16 protein-coding genes, 1 tRNA gene and 1 pseudogene are annotated in these 16,588 nt (G+C 65.4%); 6 read left to right on the top strand and 12 right to left on the bottom strand.

Annotated elements, in window-relative coordinates:
* Positions 1-139: 139 nt before the first annotated feature.
* On the bottom strand, positions 140-1,504 hold the full coding sequence (locus tag BRW65_RS14485) for a M20/M25/M40 family metallo-hydrolase (protein WP_073875683.1): 1,365 nt from the start codon (positions 1,502-1,504) through the stop codon (positions 140-142).
* 95 nt (positions 1,505-1,599) lie between these two features.
* Between BRW65_RS14485 and BRW65_RS14480 the strand changes: the two genes are divergently transcribed.
* Positions 1,600-1,685 (top strand) — tRNA-Leu (locus BRW65_RS14480).
* Here the strand turns inward: BRW65_RS14480 and BRW65_RS14475 are convergent.
* From BRW65_RS14475 to BRW65_RS14460, 4 genes are all read right to left on the bottom strand, one after another.
* Positions 1,667-3,313, bottom strand: coding sequence for a recombinase family protein (locus BRW65_RS14475; protein WP_073875681.1), 1,647 nt, complete (start codon positions 3,311-3,313; stop codon positions 1,667-1,669). The genes BRW65_RS14480 and BRW65_RS14475 overlap by 19 nt on opposite strands.
* A 186-nt stretch (positions 3,314-3,499) precedes the next feature.
* Positions 3,500-5,005, bottom strand: a complete 1,506-nt coding sequence (locus tag BRW65_RS14470) for a replication initiator (protein ID WP_042911655.1) — start codon at positions 5,003-5,005, stop codon at positions 3,500-3,502.
* The gene (locus BRW65_RS14465; RefSeq protein WP_042911654.1) at positions 5,002-6,435 is read right to left on the bottom strand and encodes an FtsK/SpoIIIE domain-containing protein; all 1,434 of its coding nucleotides are present in this window, start codon (positions 6,433-6,435) and stop codon (positions 5,002-5,004) included. The genes BRW65_RS14470 and BRW65_RS14465 overlap by 4 nt, the downstream gene beginning before the upstream one ends.
* Before the next feature lie 85 nt (positions 6,436-6,520).
* Complete coding sequence (locus BRW65_RS14460; RefSeq protein ID WP_042911652.1) at positions 6,521-6,862, bottom strand: hypothetical protein; 342 nt, start codon at positions 6,860-6,862, stop codon at positions 6,521-6,523.
* A 252-nt stretch (positions 6,863-7,114) separates the two neighbouring features.
* Here BRW65_RS14460 and BRW65_RS14455 point away from each other — a divergent pair, with 252 nt between their 5' ends.
* Together BRW65_RS14455 and BRW65_RS14450 are read left to right on the top strand one after the other, a co-directional pair.
* Positions 7,115-7,915, top strand: a complete 801-nt coding sequence (locus tag BRW65_RS14455; RefSeq protein WP_042911651.1) for a helix-turn-helix domain-containing protein — start codon at positions 7,115-7,117, stop codon at positions 7,913-7,915.
* Positions 7,916-7,921: 6 nt separating this feature from the next.
* The gene (locus BRW65_RS14450) at positions 7,922-8,389 is read left to right on the top strand and encodes an NUDIX hydrolase (protein WP_042911650.1); all 468 of its coding nucleotides are present in this window, start codon (positions 7,922-7,924) and stop codon (positions 8,387-8,389) included.
* Between the two features lie 11 nt (positions 8,390-8,400).
* Here the strand turns inward: BRW65_RS14450 and BRW65_RS14445 are convergent, their stop codons facing one another.
* Positions 8,401-8,937 carry an HD domain-containing protein gene (locus tag BRW65_RS14445; protein ID WP_042911649.1) on the bottom strand — a complete coding sequence of 179 codons (537 nt, stop codon included), beginning with the start codon at positions 8,935-8,937 and terminating at the stop codon, positions 8,401-8,403.
* Between the two features lie 384 nt (positions 8,938-9,321).
* On the opposite strand from BRW65_RS14445, the gene BRW65_RS14440 reads away from it, so the two are divergent.
* Positions 9,322-9,591 (top strand): hypothetical protein, encoded by a 270-nt coding sequence (locus BRW65_RS14440; protein ID WP_208859410.1) that lies wholly within the window; start codon positions 9,322-9,324, stop codon positions 9,589-9,591.
* Positions 9,592-9,700: 109 nt separating this feature from the next.
* Here BRW65_RS14440 and BRW65_RS14435 read toward each other — a convergent pair whose 3' ends face one another.
* From BRW65_RS14435 to BRW65_RS30960, 5 genes and pseudogenes are all read right to left on the bottom strand, one after another.
* Positions 9,701-9,922: a hypothetical protein gene (locus BRW65_RS14435; protein WP_071509898.1), complete on the bottom strand. Its 222-nt coding sequence runs from the start codon at positions 9,920-9,922 to the stop codon at positions 9,701-9,703.
* Entirely contained in the window at positions 9,912-10,292 is a 381-nt protein-coding gene (locus tag BRW65_RS31320; protein ID WP_071509897.1) for an ANTAR domain-containing protein, read from the bottom strand. The genes BRW65_RS14435 and BRW65_RS31320 overlap by 11 nt, the downstream gene beginning before the upstream one ends.
* 262 nt (positions 10,293-10,554) lie before the next feature.
* Positions 10,555-11,349, bottom strand: coding sequence for an IS21-like element IS1612/ISMav1 family helper ATPase IstB (gene istB, locus BRW65_RS14425; protein ID WP_073875679.1), 795 nt, complete (start codon positions 11,347-11,349; stop codon positions 10,555-10,557).
* Positions 11,346-12,845: pseudogene (gene istA, locus BRW65_RS14420) on the bottom strand (IS21-like element ISMav1 family transposase). The gene istB and the pseudogene istA overlap by 4 nt, the downstream one beginning before the upstream one ends.
* A 321-nt stretch (positions 12,846-13,166) precedes the next feature.
* Positions 13,167-13,577, bottom strand: a complete 411-nt coding sequence (locus BRW65_RS30960; RefSeq protein WP_080691186.1) for an XRE family transcriptional regulator — start codon at positions 13,575-13,577, stop codon at positions 13,167-13,169.
* Between the two features lie 627 nt (positions 13,578-14,204).
* Here BRW65_RS30960 and BRW65_RS14410 point away from each other — a divergent pair.
* Positions 14,205-14,576: a MerR family transcriptional regulator gene (locus tag BRW65_RS14410; RefSeq protein ID WP_073875675.1), complete on the top strand. Its 372-nt coding sequence runs from the start codon at positions 14,205-14,207 to the stop codon at positions 14,574-14,576.
* Here BRW65_RS14410 and BRW65_RS31730 read toward each other — a convergent pair.
* Entirely contained in the window at positions 14,567-14,737 is a 171-nt protein-coding gene (locus BRW65_RS31730; RefSeq protein ID WP_155250296.1) for a hypothetical protein, read from the bottom strand. The genes BRW65_RS14410 and BRW65_RS31730 overlap by 10 nt on opposite strands.
* 372 nt (positions 14,738-15,109) lie before the next feature.
* Between BRW65_RS31730 and BRW65_RS14405 the strand changes: the two genes are divergently transcribed.
* Entirely contained in the window at positions 15,110-16,366 is a 1,257-nt protein-coding gene (locus BRW65_RS14405) for an MFS transporter (protein WP_230493386.1), read from the top strand.
* The last annotated feature ends 222 nt before the right edge of the window (positions 16,367-16,588 follow it).

The raw sequence follows: 16,588 nt of genomic DNA, 5'->3' as shown, positions 1-16,588 counted from the left end.
ACCATCTGCCTGGCCCGACGCCGCACCAACGTCCTCTACGCACTCATCCGCGACAACCGCACCTGGCAACCCGACTCACCCCCGATCACTCAGTCGGCGGCTTGACATCGTCATTGAGAGTCCTTTCGTTAGGTGTCGTTCAGCAGTGGGTCAGGAAGTGAGTCAGCACCTCGGTGCCGAACCTCAGCGCATCCACGGGTACCCGCTCGTCGACACCATGGAACAACGCGGTGAAGTCGAGGTCCGGCGGCAACCGCAGCGGGCTGAAGCCGAAACAGCGAATACCCAAGCGCGCGAAGGCTTTTGCGTCTGTACCGCCGGACAGCATGTAGGGCACCGTCCGGGCATCGGGATCCAGGGCCAACACGGCGGCGTTCATGGCGTCCACCAGGTCACCGTCGAAGCTCGTCTCATACGACGAGAAGTCTTTGATCCACTCGCGCGTCACGTCCGGGCCGAGCAGTTCGTCGACCTCGGCCTCGAACGCGGCCTTGCGGCCGGGAAGGATCCGGCAGTCGATCACCGCTTCCGCCACCGCCGGGACGACGTTGGCCTTGTAGCCGGCCTTGAGCATCGTCGGGTTGGCGGTGTCCTGCAGGACGGCCTTGAGCATGCGGGCCATCGGGCCGAGCTTGTCGACCGCCCCCGCCAGGTCGCCCGACTCGACGTCGAACGCCAGGCCGCTCTCCTCCTCGGCGGCGGCCAGGAACTGCGCGACGGTGTCGGTGAGCACGATCGGAAACTGGTGCCGGCCCAGCCGGGCGACCGCCGCGGCGACGGCGGTGACCGCGTTCTGGTCATGCACCATGGACCCGTGTCCGGCCGGACCGCGGGCGGTCAGCCGCATCCACGACAGGCCCTTCTCGGCGGTCTCGATCAGATAGAGCCGGCGTTCGCCGCCGTCGCGGAGCGGCACGGTCAGCGAGAAGCCACCCACCTCGCCGATCGCCTCGGTCACGCCCGCGAAGAGGTCGGGCTGATTGTCGACAAGCCACTGGGCCCCGTAGCTGCCACCGTGTTCCTCGTCGGCCAGGAATGCGAACACCAGATCGCGCGGCGGCACGATCCCGGCCTGCTTCAGCCGCCGGGCCACCACGATCATCATGCCGACCATGTCCTTCATGTCGACCGCGCCGCGGCCCCAGACGAAGCCGTCCTTGACCGCGCCGGAGAACGGGTGCACGCTCCACTCGGCCGGCTCGGCGGGCACCACGTCGAGATGCCCGTGGATCAGCAGGGCGCCCCGCGAACTGTCCGCACCCGCGAGTCGGGCGATCACATTGCCGCGGCCCGGCGCGCCCGACTCCACGTATTGCGGCGAATAGCCGACCTGCGCGAGCTGCTCGGCGACCCAGTGCGCGCACTCGGCCTCGCCCCGCGTCGTCTCCGGTTCGCCGGTGTTGGTGGTGTCGAACCGGATCAATCTGCTGACAACCTCGACCACGTCGTCACTCGGGTTGGTCGGGAGATCGGTGTGGTCGGTCACAACCACCTTTCCTACCATTGCGGAGGCCGCTCGGCTCGATGCCCGGCGACCCGGCTGGGTTGGGTGCGCGTGCGACAATCCGTTAGCCTTAGCTGCCAACTCTCGTTGGTCTTGTCCGAGTGGCGGAATGGCAGACGCGCTAGCTTGAGGTGCTAGTGCCCTACTAATGGGCGTGGGGGTTCAAGTCCCCCCTCGGACACATCCGGCGACACGACTTAAGTCGGCCGTCGCCTTGACTTGTCGCAGATGCGGATCGTAATCAAGGCGGAGCCCCAGGCTCGCGTACACCTCGGCGCGTTCCGCCCCGGTCGCCGCACCGAGCACGGCTGACAGCCCACCCAGTTCCTCGACCAATTCGCTGATCTGTGCCGCAGACATGACGCGGGGCCGCTCCGCTTGCTCAAGACGGGCCTTCAGCTCGTCGCGCTCGGCGGTGCGGCGACGCAATGCGGCGGTTAGGTCCTCCACGGCCACGCCGGACTCCACGGCGCTAACCAAAGCAGCAACCTTGGCATTCGCCTCGCGAAGCTGGCGCTGCAGGGCGGCGTAGCCAGTGCCGGCTGCCGGGTCCACATCCTGCCCGCGTGCGAGGTCTTCCGGATCGGCCAGGCTGGCGATCCATTCGTCAAGTCGCGCAGTCACCTCGTCTTCACGGAGATAGACGGTGCGCGGATGATCACTCAGGTCCACAGGTACAGAGCGCGACTTGCCCAGCTCACAACGGTAGAGAATGCGGGTCGTTCGTTTCCCGACGCGAGCGGCCCCCTGCATCCGCCGTCCACACGCGGCGCAGAACAACAGGCCGCGCAGCGCATACGGCACTGTCGATTCTCTGCTGCAAACGAGACCGGGACCACGCCGTGCCTGCGTCCGAAGGCGAACAGCCTGCACCAGTTCATCGGGAATCAGCGCTTCATGTGTGCGGCGATCTGGTGCGATCCAGTCGGCCTCATCACGCCACCGCATGCGAGTCTCATACCCCGCCGCGACATCGTCGGGGTTGACCAGGACCTCGTATTTCTCCTGCTTGCCCCAAACACGGATACCGCGGTACGCCGGGTTGTCGAGTATGGCGCGGATCGCCGAATGGGACCACCCTCGCGGGTCACGGTGACGATTCCGCACCGGGTCGTACTGGCTCGGTGACGGCACGCCATCGTCGGTGAGCTGTTGCGCGATGTAGCGCAGGCCCGCTCCGTCGGCGTACATGCGGTAGATCCGCTCGACAACCGAAGATGTCGCGGGGTCAGGTTCGAGGCGGTGAAGCCGCTGCCCAAGATTGGCCTTAGCAGGGTTTGGGTGCGGGCCGGCATCGACGAGCCGGTAACCGTAGGGTGGTCGACCACCGAGATATCTGGCCGTGTCCTGCGCAAGTGCCGACATCGCGGTACGGACGCGCATCTGGATTCGAGCGCGCTCTCCCTTGCTCATGCCACCGAACAGAGTCATCACCAGGTCGTGTGCCTCGGAGCCGGGATCAACCGCTCCGCCGACCTCGGGTACCCACAGGCCGACGCCGTAGTGCGTGAGGACAGGGAAGGTGAGCGCGAACTGCGGCCCGTAGAACGCACGGGCGGGTTCCCCGATCACTACAGCATCAAAGCTACGGTCCCGACAAGCGACATCAGCAAGGAGACGTGACGCCTCTGGCCTGCGCTTCCACGGCAGCGAACGGCTCTGTCCCACATCGAAGTAGTCAGCGGCGAGGACTCCGCCGTGCGGAGTGATCAAGTCCATGGCCCGCCGCTTCTGCCAGCTGCGGCTCGCCTCCGGATCTTGAGCGTCCTCCGTGCTCACTCGGCCATAGAAGGCGAACCTCAGACTCACCCCACTACCCTTCCTGATCCGAGCATCCGGTCCCGCACCGCCATTATCACGTGTACCAGCGCGCTGTTGGCCTCGCGCGACAGTCGATAGTGGTCGGGCAGGACAATTTCAACATCCCCCACTGACATCGTCGGCGCAGCGATTCGAGCGTCACCCTCGCACCGGGCATTTGCTGTTGGGGATCCGTCAGCCATCGCATCCCCCTGGCAAATCCCATCGCTGGTTGCGGGCTTTGCCACGGACTTCCATCAGTCCGATGCGACGGGCGTCTATGCATCGGAGAGCCGCGGAGTTCACGAGGGTGCGATCACCGAGGCTGGTGAGGCCGGCACGGTCGAACTCCCACACCACCAGATCATCGCTATCGGTGGGGTCGAAACCTAAATCATGTTGGTATGCAGTGCTTTTCAGACGTTGTTCACGTGTCCAGGTGGCGCGGCGTTCCCGCAGCGCGGTCATCGTGGTGGAGTAGCGGCGGGATTTGCTGGTGATGTGCCCGCGGTAGCCCAGGGTGTGCAGCCACCGGCCGACACCGGCCAGTCCCCTATCGGCGAGTTGGCTGATGGTGGTCAGGATCGCCCGGACGTGATCGGACACATCCAAGTTGGCGATGGCCTCGGTGGAGATTCGTCGCGCGCTAATCCCTACGTCGGCTAAGGATTTGGTGACGTATTTCGCGAGGTAGCGAGCTACGCGGCGGCCTGGCAACATCCGGCCGTGTGGTGAATCGTCCTGCACAGCAGGACTTTCCGTGCCAGCGTGCCGGTTGTCGATGGGTTGAGTGTCGACTTGTGTGCCGAACCTGATCACCCGTGTCGCGGTATCTGAGGATGGGTCGGTGACCGTCACGGCTACGGTTCGAGCGGCCTGTTGGACGATGGTGGCCAGTTCGGTGGCTGTGAGGGGCGCTTGCCAGTAATGACCGCCGCAGTTATCGCCGTCGGGCGGGTCGAGGCGGATCAGGGCATGAATATGCGGGATGAGCCGGGCTTGCAATTCGACGACTTTGATGAAGCTGACCCGCACCGCATCCGGGTCGGCGCCCGTGGCGCGTAGCTCTCGGCGGAGTGTGCGGCGCAGGGTGATGGTGAAGCGTCGCCACAGTTCTGGCATGTGCCATGTGAACAGCACATGCCCGATGTAGTCGTAGCAGTCCGCGCAGATCGGCTGTCCCACATGGATGTCAGCTTCTCCGTGAGCTGTGCTGCACCACAGCGGTTTTCCATGCGGGCAGCGGCGGTAGCGGCCAGTCCCGTGGTGGTCGCGGCACACCCGGAGGCGCTTGTCGCCTGCACGTGAGGTGGTGTGGACCGGCCCGTAGCTGGGCGCGGTCAGGGTAACGAACACCTGCGGACGATCCGCCACTGCTTCGGGGATGTCGTGGTGGCCGCCGGCGGTGCCAGCGTGCACCAGTTGCCACGTGTCGCGAGCGTAGAGGTCCGAGCACGACGGGCAGATCTGGGCGCGGCGGTTATTGCACCGTGTCCACACGACCCGATCGCGGCCGAACTCGTCTGTACCCGTGAGTTGAATGGGGTGGGCGCAGAAGCCAACGGATTCCGCGCGCCGCCACCAGGATTCGAATCCCATTGAGGACGCGCGGCGCACCATCTGCTCCACCACCGCGTTGGCGTCGATTGTGGCGGCTATCCCGGGCAACGCCAGCGCGAGGGCCGTCGTTGCAGTAGTCACCGCTGACCCCGATCGGTGTTCGTGCGCTCGCTATTGGCCTGGTTGGTGCGGGTCGCGGCACGGGGTGCCCGGAACCGTGCTGCCAGAGTGGTGATGTCGTGGTCAGTGACGTGAAATGCCCGTACCCGCACCGGGTGGGCGGTGCCATCAATCATCATGTACCCGACACCCGGCGTTGCATCAGAGATACGGTCGCACTCCGCACCGGCATCCCTTGCTCCCTGGCCGAGAACCATGGCGGTTTGGGTGGCTTCGGTCAGTCGCAGCCCGATCCGCACGGTGAACAGTTGGCGCACGGGCAGTGTCTCTTTTGCCGGGTCTTGCACCGCGGCCACCACACTGATTCCCACTGCCCGGCCCTGGGAGAGCAGCAGGCCCAGGAGTTGTTCGATTTCGGCGCGGATTTTGCGATCGGAGACGTAGGCGGTAAGCGCGGCGATCTCATCGATGACCACGACGAATAAAGGTTCCGATGGGGTGGGTGTATGCAGGCGAGTCTTGCCACGTAGCCGGTGCGCCCGCGCGTGCATTACGTCAACCAGTTGGCGCAACAGGCGCACGGTGGTGTCAGTGGCATCGTGCGTGAATACCGTGAACATTGGTGCCCCGGCGCCCAGTTCCATGCCGCCTTTGGGGTCGATCACGCACAGCCGCACCAGCCCGTTTTTCACCTCGGGGGCGATGCCGGCGATCAGTGACCACAACACGCTGCTTTTGCCGGCCCCAGTGGCTCCAGCAATCAGCATGTGGTGGCCCAGCAGGGGCAGGTGCCACCAGTGGCGGGTTTCGGTGATCCCAACCCGCACCGCCCCCACATCCACCCGTGTGGCCGGGTTGGGTATGGGCAATGCGATCGGGTCCGCCAAGACATCCCCGCGCATGACGGTGATCTTTAGTTCCCCGGGCGCGGTCGAGGTGATCGTCAGCCGATCGGCGCGCCAGGCGGCGGCCAGCGCGTCGGCTTGTCTGTGCCAGTCAGCCAGGGATTGGCCGGTCACCACGCGCAGCTGCAGTACGTCGGTACTCTTGCCGATTTGTACCGACCGTAGTGCTGGCACGAGGGCGCGTTCACCCAGGCGGGCGGTGAGTCCGTGCAGGCTGCACACCGATTCCCAGCTGCGGCTGTAGCGCCACCAGCTCAGCCAGCGGTGTCGCACCGGTTCGGTCACCCAGGCTTGAAATGACCCTGGGTCTAGCCAGGCCCACCCCGCATAGGCAGCACCGCACGCGATGGCAGTGATCAAGCCCGCGCGTGGGCCGTGGCTGATGGCGACTGCCAGGCTGAGGATGATGGGGATGCTGAGGGCGGGGAACAGAATCGACCACCACAGCAGGTACCCCGTGGCTTTGGCCAGGGATAGGACGAGGTCTTCGAACCAATCATCATGATCCGACCCAGTGTTGTTGGTGTGCTTCTTGTTTGATGCCATGACCGATGCTCTCCGTAGGTGTTTCGCCGATAGCAGGCCCATCTTGGGGCGCGACCGTATGGGCGCCGCGCCCCAAAATCGTGGTTTATTTCTGCGGGCGGGCCTGTTCGTTGGGCGCACCTGCGGGTGTGGTGGAGGTGATGGCATCAGCGCGGAAGGCCACGCCGCTGCGATCACCTTGAGCCCACGGAATGGCCACCAGACCCGACACCGATACTGCCTGTGTCACCGACACTTTCGGATCTCCTGCCACCGTCACGTTGAGCACTTCGCCGCCGGTGTCGTCCAACGCCAGCAGCTGCGCTGCGTACAACGGCACCCCGGTCGCGGTGTCGACTTTCGGGCTGCCGGTCTCGAAGTTCAACCGCGGCTCGGCAGCCCTGGTGACGATGAATCGCGTCCCCGATGTATCAATTCTCAATCGCATTGTCCTGCTATTCCTTTCGTGATCTGAATGCGCCCGATGAGGCGCTCGAATCAGTTCACGCGGACACCGCGGACGTTGCGAGGGACGTTTGCAGGCGTTGCCGACACGGCCCCAGACATTTCGGGCACGACAGGGACATAGCTGCCGACACCAGGCAGACATCACCGCAGCAGGGAGGCGCCAGCCCCATGGCAAACTAGGAACCACGCTAGTGATGGACAGGATCAACACCGAAAGACATGTGCTGAGACGATGGACGATCAGGACGGTTGCATCGACACCGCAGTGATCCCCAACGATCGCCTCACGCAACGGCTGCACGCCAAGGGGATGTCCCATGGGCGGTTCGCCACTGCGGTGGGCGTAGACGTCAAAACCGTGCGCCGGTGGCTAGCCAACACCAACTACAACGTCCGCCCCGATAATGCACGCCGCGCCGCCGACGTGCTCGGCTGCAGCCCGCACGACCTGTGGCCCAACCAGTTCCAACCCTTTACCGGACGCGCGCTGGCGACAAACTCGGGCGGGCCGTTCACCGCGACGCTATATCCCAGCCGCACGCAGTTACCGATCACCGCGTGGCAGCAGCATTTCGCCGGCGCAACCATCTGTATCGACATACTCGTCTTGGCTGCCACGTTCCTGTTCGACACGCTCGACGGATTTCTCGACACCCTGCTCGACGCCGCCGCCCGTGGCGTTCAGGTGCGATTTCTCATCGGCGACCCCGACACCGCCACCACGATCCTGCGCGGTGAGGAAGAAGGCATCGGTGAAGCCGTCATCGCACGGTGCCGCACCTCCGCCGAACTGCTCACTCCACACGCCAACTCACCGGGGCTGCACATCCGCACCCACGACACCACCCTATACACATCAACCTTCCGGGTCGACGACACTATGATCATCAACTTCCACATCTATGGCTCACCAGGACGCAACAATCCCGTCCTCGTGCTGTCCCGCCACCAAGAACCCCGACTCTGGGCCACCTTCGAACAAGCATTTGCCCGCGTTTGGGACAACGCCACCCCACTGCCAACGAAAGGCTGATCCTCAATGCGCACCGACTACTACAACGACCCCGAAGCTCCCCAGCCCAACAGCGTGGTCCCGTCCGCCTCGGCCATCGTCACCGACGAACAAGGCCGCATTCTGTTGATCAAACGCCGCGACAACACCCTGTGGGCGCTCCCCGGCGGTGGACACAACATCGGCGAAACGATCGCAGGCACCGCCGTGCGCGAAGTGAAAGAAGAAACCGGTCTCGACGTCGAAGTCACCGCCCTGGTCGGCGTCTACACCAACCCACACCACGTCGTGGCGTTCACCGACGGCGAAGTCCGCCAACAATTCTCCCTGTGCTTCACCACCACCCTGCTCGGCGGTGATCTGGCCATAGACCACGAAAGCACCGATATCGCCTGGGTCCACCCTGACGACATCCCCACCCTGGATATGCACCCCTCGATGCGACTGCGCATCGATCACTACTCACAGCACCGCGACAGTCCCTATCTCGGCTGACCCACGGGCGGTTAGAGCCAGTCCCGCATTCGCCGGACAGCGGCTAACAGCTCCTCGCGGCCCGCATCGACCGCGCGATGCACCGGATCCTCAGGCCCATAGCGAGCCAACACGTCGCTCAATCGATCATCGGCTGAAACGGGTGCCCCGTCCGACCCGGTCGTCAAATCACAAAACGTCAACGCATCCAGGACGTCGCTGGGCGGATCACTGAACTCTGACAACCCCTCTAGACCGCGCTCGGATGCCTCCACACGCGCTCCGGTATGAAACGCCACCAACGACGCAACCAGCTCCCCAAAGCCGGCCGATCGAACAAACTCCGCTCCATCGAGCGGATGAAAACCCGTCCGGCGCACCGACGGCGCATAGCCGATATCGTGCAGCCACGCCGCCGCCACCAAACAATCGGCAGTCTCTGCATCGAAATGGCGACCAAACTGCTGCGCTGCCGTCACCACGCCGCGCACATGCGCCAACCGCCCAGACTGCCCTGCCAACCGCGACTCAGCCTCGCGCCGTCCACGCTGCGCCAGAACCCCGCTCACACCCGCAAGCCTACGAGTCCCTCCGCCACGGCGCAGCTCACAGCCGACGCCGCGACACCGAGCGCAACGTCTGGCGAGCACGCCATGCGACGATTACCTGCGGGCTTCGCTCCGCTCCCTGGGCTCCCGTCCGCTGGCGCTCCCGTCCGCGCCGGTCGCTACGCTTCGCCCTCCGTCCGCCGCCACACCAGCCCGTCTACGACCAGTCAGAGCCCACACCTCAAGGGACCTCACGACCCCGGGGTCCCACGACAACCCAGAGCTCTCCTCGCTCCTCGCCGCCACAGCGAGCTCCCGTGGGCAGCAGGCGCGCAAACGCTCATACACCGGCCCCCGACCAGCGGTGTGAGAACTTTCTCTACTGGTATCAAGCGCCGCGACGCCGTGCGCGCCCGAATTGAGAAGGCGCTGCGCGAGCTGCGTAAGCACAACGCCACGATCACCGTCAGCAGCGTGGCCCGCCGCGCCGGGGTAACACGCAAGAGCATCTACCGCCGCGAGGACCTGCTGGCTCTCATCTACGCCCACCGCCCGGTCGTGGCCGTTCCCACGACCCACCACCGCCGGGGACCGAAACCAGCATCGTGGCTGCGCTGCGGCCCGGCTGACTGCCAAGGACACCCAGATCGCCGAGCTCAGGGCCGCACTGCGTGAACGCGACCAGACTATCGCTGCCCTGCACGGTGAACTCGATAGATTACACCGCGACGGGCGCGGCTAAAGCTAAACCCCAGCACGCCTGCGGCGCAAGCGAATCCCGCGCTCAACGGTGGCCTGTGCCATGTTCGGTCAAGAACATGTCGTAGGCGTGGGCAATGTGTTCGGGGGTGGCTTCGGGATGCTCACAGGCCACCACGGCCACCGCGTCCATCGTGCGGGGACCAAGACCAGATCGACCGGGGGGAGCGATACCCTTGGTGAGCGCGGCGTTCAACAAGCCCTGGAACCGTTGGCCCAGCTCAGTCAGCAGCGGCTCAGCGCACATCACCGACGATCCGGTGGCGACGTGTCGAGGTGGATGGCTGCCCAGAGCGGGTTGGTCGGAGGTCACACGGCGCTGCGTCGCGTTCTGCAGGGTGATAGCGCTCGTTGCCGTCGAGCAGTGCGCCCCACGTCGCCCGGGCGATGTGCACCGCGCGCTTTTCGCAGTCAGCCGTGGATTGGCCTTGGGCCAGGGCGACCAGCGCATCAGCCAAGCTGGTTAGGGGGATCGCGTGGCGTCTGGATGTTCGCGCTAACTCGATGAAGGCCTGGTTGAGGTGGTATCGGCGCAGCGTGATCAGTACGCCCTCGGCGGTGTCGAGGATCCGGTCGGCACTGCGGCGCGGATCTGGCGTGCTGTGATCGGTGCTCACGTTCCTCCAATCTGTGTTTCGCGGGTCAGGCGACGAAGCCCTGCTGGGTGTCGCACGTAACGCTTGCGGGTAGCAGCCCGTACAGCCACACCGGCTGCCGGTGCGCTTTGGCTGCTGCAATCGCATGTACTAGCCATCGAATCGTGGTGCCTCTCAGGGTGTTCGGCAGGCCGGGGCTGTGTTGCCCTGCGGAGTGTCAATGGCCAAGTAGAAGTCCCCGCTGGTGGCCAGCAGAAGTCCCCACTCCGTTGCGGGTGATTGGCTAATTCTTGGTGGCTCCCTTCTTGTGGTCGGCGTGGCGCATCCGGTAGGACTCGCCGGAGGTGACGACGATGCTGGCGTGGTGCAGCAGCCGATCGAGGATGCTGGCGGCGGTGGTGTGCTCGGGCAGGAATCGCCCCCATTGTTCGAAGGGCCAGTGCGAGGCGATGGCCAACGAGCGGCGCTCGTAGCCGGCAGCCACGAGCCGGAACAACAGTTGAGTCCCGGTGTCGTCGAGCGGGGCGAAGCCGATCTCGTCCAAGATGACCAGATCCGCGCGGAGCAGGGTGTCGATGATCTTGCCGACGGTGTTGTCGGCCAGGCCGCGGTAGAGGACCTCGATCAGGTCGGCGGCGGTGAAGTAGCGGACTTTGAATCCGGCGTGGACGGCGGCGTGCCCGCAGCCGATGAGCAGGTGACTTTTGCCCGTACCAGGTGGGCCAATGACCGCCAGATTCTGTTGTGCCCGAATCCATTCCAGGCTCGACAGGTAGTCGAAAGTGGCTGCGGTGACCGACGATCCGGTGACGTCGAACCCGTCGAGGGTCTTGGTGACCGGGAACGCTGCGGCCTTGAGGCGGTTGGCGGTGTTGGAGGCATCGCGGGCAGCGATCTCGGCCTCAACCAACGTCCGCAGGATCTCCTCCGGTGTCCAGCGTTGCGTCTTGGCGACTTGCAACACCTCGGCGGCGTTGCGGCGCACCGTGGCCAGCTTCAACCGCCGCAGCGCCGCGTCAAGGTCAGCAGCCAGCGGTGCCGCCGAGGACGGTGCCACCGGCTTGGCAGCGGTGGTCATGAGGCCGTCCCGTCGGTGGTGTTGATCTTGTAGGCCTCCAGGGAGCGGGTCTCGACGGTAGGCAGATCGAGCACAAGCGCGTCGCCGGCGGGGCGGGGTTGTGGGGTGCCGGCGCCGGCGGCCAGGATCGAGCGCACGTCGGCAGCGCGGAACCGGCGAAACGCCACCGCCCGGCGCAGCGCGTCAATCAAAGCCTGTTCGCCGTGGGCGGCGCCAAGGCCGAGCAGAATGTCGAGTTCGGATTTCAGTCGGGTGTTGCCGATCGCGGCAGCACCGACGAGGAACTGCTGCGCTTCGGTTCCCAATCCGCAGAATCGTTTCTCTGCTTGGGTTTTCGGGCGTGGACCACGCGAGGGTGCGGGTCTGGGTCCGTCGTAGTGTTCATCGAGGATGGACACCTCACCTGGGCTGACGAGCTCGTGCTCGGCCACGATCACCCCGGTCGCAGGTTCCAACAGGATCAGGGCGCCATGATCGACCACCACCGCCACGGTGGCACCGACGAGCCGCTGAGGCACCGAGTAACGAGCTGAGCCGTAACGGATGCACGAGAGGCCGTCGACCTTACGGCGCACCGACCCGGAGCCGATCGTCGGCCGCAGCGAGGGCAGCGCCCTCAAGACGGTGCGCTCGTCAACCAAGCGATCGTTGGGCACGGCGCAGATCTCCGAGTGGACCGTGGCGTTGACCTCGGCGCACCACAGTTGCGCCTGGGCGTTGAGGGCACGTAGGTCGACCTGCTCACCGGCTAACGCAGCTTCGGTCAGCAGCGGTACCGCAAGGTCGTCCTGAGCGTAGCCACAGAGGTTCTCCACGATGCCCTTCGATTGCGGATCCGCACCGTGGCAGAAGTCCGCAACGAAGCCATAGTGGGACGCGAATCGCACATAATCCGGTGTTGGAACAACAACATTGGCGACGACACCACCTTTGAGGCAGCCCATCCGGTCGGCCAGGATTTTGGCCGGAACCCCACCGATCGCCTCGAGGGCTTCGGCGATCATCGCCAGCGTGGTCGAGGCTTTCTCGTCGGCGGCGAACCGCACAAACCGCCACCGCGAATAGGCCAGCACCGCGCAGAACACCATCAACCCCGGTGCAGCTTCGGCCCAGTCCATCACCAGATAATCACCGGGTGACCAGACCGCCGGACGGCGTTGATGCCGGTTAGCGTTGCGCCACAATACTTTCTGCTCGGCTACCAGGCGACGGAAGTTACGGGCCGAGCCCTGATACCCGGCAGCTCGGGCGATCGGCAGCATCCGCTTCGCCGACATCTTGCCGTGTGATTTCTCGACTCGGGTGGCGACTAGATCGGTGAACGCGTCGAGGTTGCGTGGCCGTGGTTCCCTCGGGGGCGCGCCGCCGGCCTCGGCCCGCTCGATGACCCGCTTGACCGTCTTGTGGGTAGTACCGCACAGCTCGGCCGCGCCGCGATACGACCCGACCTGGTGATACGCCGAAATGATGTTCATACGCTCCCTTGCAGACTTCAATAGAGCTCCCTGGGCGGTGATCAGGTGACAGTTGGCGCTATCACCGTCACCGCCCAGGCCCTCAGCTCCCGGAAATGACACGACGAGCCCGCAAAGGAGTGGGGACTTCTACCTGGCCACCAGTGGGGACTTTCTAATGGCCACAGATGGGGACTTTCCCATGGCCATGGACAGCGGAGTGGCTTGGACGCTGTGACGCTCGTCGCAGGCCGGCCGACGTGCAAGCCCGCCGATGCCTGCGCCGCGCCCGATGATTCGGAGTGTGATCACCTGGCGCGGCTGAGCAACGCCGGCACCGGGCCGGCAGGTGATCGCGACGAGTCATTGCTGCGGTTGGGGCACCACCTCAATAGTCAGTTCAAGTGCGGGCAGCAGATTGATCAGCTCGTCGAGGCTGAAAGTGTCGACATACCCGTTGAACAGAGCGGTCACTCGGGGCCCGGTGAGCCCCAAGATGAGGGCGGCTTGTGCTGCACTCAAGCGTTTTTCGCTGATGCGGCTGGTGATCGCGCTGATCACTGCGCACCGGGCGGCGTCAACACCCCCGCTGGCCGGGTCAGCCCCGCGGCCCCCATCGACACCACGATTGACGCGATGGGGTTGTGTGCCCGGCGTCTCGCTCAGGTCGTCGGGTGAGTCCACCGCCGCCCCCGAGCCCGAGGTGTTGCCCGCAGCGCCGGCGTCGGCACGCAAGGTGTGGGCTGGCGGGTCACCCACAAGATCCGTGGTCATCGGGTGCTGCGCTTGCCCGAGCGTGTCAGCGCGCCTGCGGGCAGGCGGTGCCCGATGGCCGCGCGCACCGTGTGCGCCGTGCTGCTCACCGGTTCTCCAAGGCCTGCGGAGGTGGTGCCTGCGGAGGTGGTGCCTGCGGAGGTGGTGCTCGATGGCACAGCATCGATAGCAGCCGGCGCGGGCCAGCCCGCCCAGGCAGCGAGGAGCATCAACCCTGCGAATCCGCGCCGGGGCGCTCCGCAGATAACCCCGCCGTGCTGCGGATCAGCATTGCCGGGTGCCCGCCCCGACACCTGCCCGACGGTGAATGCGGTGGCTCCCGGGCCATGACGGCAACCGGGAGCCGCCGCGGGTGAATGGCCTAAATTACGCGTTGTGCAGCGATAGGACGCGCGTCCCAGCGTGCACCGATGGCGACGTGAAGCGATGCCCGACCGCCCCCGACCCCTGACTGCCCCACCATTACCGCCAGCTCAGCTGTAGCGCTACGCAGGCCGGGAGGGTGAACCGCGGCCCCATCGTTCCCGATCATTACCGTGGGTGATCTATGCGAGCCAACATAGCTTTCATATAGCATTGGTGTTAGGTTGAGGCAAGAGCGGAGTATCGACCGAAAGGGAGCGCCCATTGCCCAACGACCAGCGGCCACGTCCAGGGCGCGGGGTGTACGCGATCTCGGTCGCCGCCGAGCTCACCGGTCTGGATCCGCAGACCCTGCGTCTCTACGAGCGGCGCGGGTTGCTCACCCCGGCACGGACCGGCGGGGGCACCCGCCGCTACAGCGATGACGACGTGGTGCGCCTGCAGCGCATCAGTGCCCTGGTCGCCGGTGGCGTCAACATCGCCGGAATCGCCCAGATCCTGGCGTTGCAAGACCTCAACGGTGAACTCGAGTCCGACCTCAGCCACCTCAGGTCCGAAAACGCCCGCCTGCGCCACACCGGCCCGGGCAATGAACACCTGGTGGCGACTCGAGGAAGGGGAGCCCGTCAGCGATGAGGATCAACGTCGAAAACTGTCAACTGCCCGACGATGTGCCCATCGGCGACGCCGTCGAACAGCAGCAGCCCGTCGACGCCGATACCGAGGACGGCCTCGATCGTGACCACCTCGCCGACCCCCTGTAGCGTGATGCCAACCCCATCGACGTCAGCGATCAAGCCATCATCGTTGCCTGGCCCGACGACGACCGCGACGCCGGCACCACTGGCTAGCCTGCGGCTAGCCCCGTGTCGGGGGGAACTGGATGAAATCTCTGTCTCCGCTAGTCGGGGCGCCGATGGGATGGGCGACGTTGCCGAGCAGGTTAGCGTGGACGCTGGCGAGCTTGCGGATTACCGCTGGACAGGCAGGACTTCCACCGGCAAAGCCTGGTGGATAAGCCGCCGGCGATGCTGTGGCTCTGGGCCCCCTGGTGCCCGATGTGCCAAAAGCGAAGCGCCCGTGGTCGGTCAAGTTACCGTTTCCCACCCGGCCGTGAACCGGTGCGATCGCATTGCGAAGATCCGACTCGATGCCTGAGTATTCAGGGGATGGCCAGCCAAGCCACGTCGATGCTCACGGTGCCGATCCGGGATCGCGCCGCGCTGCAGGCGGTCAATTTTTTCATGGCGGACATGGAAGCCGGCATGGGCCCGTTCCTGGGTGTCTTGCTCGCGAGCCGCGGCTGGACCACCGGGGCGATTGGCACCGTTATCACCTTGGGTGCGATTGTCGGCATGTGCACGGTGGCGCCCGCGGGGGCGCTGGTTGATGCCACCACCCGCAAACGCGCCTGTGTGATCGTAGTCGGTCTAGCGGCCGTGGCGGCTTCGGCGGTGATTTTGACGTCGCGGCAGTTTTGGGTGGTCGCCGCCGCGCAGTCTGTTATGTGCGTTTCCGGGGCGATGATCGCCCCGGCGGTGATTGGCATCACACTGGGCCTGGTGGGCCAGGCCGGGTTTATCAGCCAAAACGGTCGCAATCAGGCGTACAACCACGCCGGCAACATGGCCGGCGCCGCGATTGGAGGTCTGCTGGGCTGGGTGTTCGGATACGCCGGAGTGTTCTGGCTTGCCGCAGCCTTTGCGGTGGTCACCGTCCTCGCGGTGTTGAGAATCCCCGCCGGTCGCATCAACCATCATGTCGCGCGCGGCGAGATCTTGGCCGGCGAGCAGCCCCCGGTCAAACGACTACGGGTGTTGGTAAAGTCCCGGCCGCTGTTGGCGCTGGCCGCCGCCGTGATGCTGTTTTGGCTGGGTAATGCGGCGATGCTGCCGCTCTACGGGCTAGCCGTTGTCGCCACCCACGCCAACGCGTTCACCACCGTGGCCAGCACCGTCGTGGTGGCACAGGCCGTGATGATCCCCGCATCCCTGGCGGCCATGAGGATTGTGCAAACTCATGGCTACTGGCTAGCCATTCTGATCGCGTTCAGCGCCTTACCCATCCGCGCGCTCGTCGCCGCCGGAGTCATCACGACCTGGGGAGTGATACCGGTGCAAATCCTCGACGGCGTCGGGGCGGGCATGTTGTCCGTAGCGGTGCCCGGGCTGGTGGCCCGCATCCTCGACGGCACCGGCCACATCAACGTCGGCCAAGGCGCGATCATGGCCGCCCAAGGACTTGGGGGAGCTCTCAGCCCGGTGCTCGGCGGGTTCACCGCCCAAATATTTGGTTTTTCAGCGGCTTTCGTGATGCTTGGCGGATTGTCGATGGGATCGCTGGCCATCTGGCTCGGGTTCGCGCCCATGCTGCGTCGCACCGGCAACCACATCTCACTGGCCTCTGCCCCCGTCGAGGCGACGTGAGCGAGGGATCCAACCCGTCACGGGGAAGGTACGTGCCCGGCGATATGGTCCGGGGGCCCCATGGGGCTCGCGGGCACTGCCATGGAGGTGACACCCAGTGTGCGGTGGAGGGGAAGCCGAGAAAGCCTTCCGGGACAACACCGTTTCCCGCCGCGTCACATCCCTAATCCCGACCAGTTCTCATCCACCATCCCATCCGGTCCCGTGTCGGGGCGGTGAAAG

This window comes from Mycobacterium paraffinicum (assembly GCF_001907675.1).
Taxonomy (GTDB): Bacteria; Actinomycetota; Actinomycetes; order Mycobacteriales; family Mycobacteriaceae; genus Mycobacterium; species Mycobacterium paraffinicum_A.
Note: the sequence above shows the minus strand (reverse complement) of the source record. Positions and strands in the feature narration are given on the sequence as shown.

What these genes read in the sequence shown, in the direction of transcription:
- BRW65_RS14435 (WP_071509898.1), bottom strand. Translation starts at nt 9,922, where the DNA reads ATGTGCGCTGAGCCGCTGCTGACTGAGCTGGGCCAACGGTTCCAGGGC.
- istB (WP_073875679.1), bottom strand. Translation starts at nt 11,349, where the DNA reads ATGACCACCGCTGCCAAGCCGGTGGCACCGTCCTCGGCGGCACCGCTG.
- BRW65_RS14450 (WP_042911650.1), top strand. Translation starts at nt 7,922, where the DNA reads ATGCGCACCGACTACTACAACGACCCCGAAGCTCCCCAGCCCAACAGC.
- BRW65_RS14455 (WP_042911651.1), top strand. Translation starts at nt 7,115, where the DNA reads ATGGACGATCAGGACGGTTGCATCGACACCGCAGTGATCCCCAACGAT.
- BRW65_RS14465 (WP_042911654.1), bottom strand. Translation starts at nt 6,435, where the DNA reads ATGGCATCAAACAAGAAGCACACCAACAACACTGGGTCGGATCATGAT.
- BRW65_RS14405 (WP_230493386.1), top strand. Translation starts at nt 15,110, where the DNA reads ATGGCCAGCCAAGCCACGTCGATGCTCACGGTGCCGATCCGGGATCGC.
- BRW65_RS14485 (WP_073875683.1), bottom strand. Translation starts at nt 1,504, where the DNA reads ATGGTAGGAAAGGTGGTTGTGACCGACCACACCGATCTCCCGACCAAC.
- BRW65_RS30960 (WP_080691186.1), bottom strand. Translation starts at nt 13,577, where the DNA reads ATGACCACGGATCTTGTGGGTGACCCGCCAGCCCACACCTTGCGTGCC.
- BRW65_RS14460 (WP_042911652.1), bottom strand. Translation starts at nt 6,862, where the DNA reads ATGCGATTGAGAATTGATACATCGGGGACGCGATTCATCGTCACCAGG.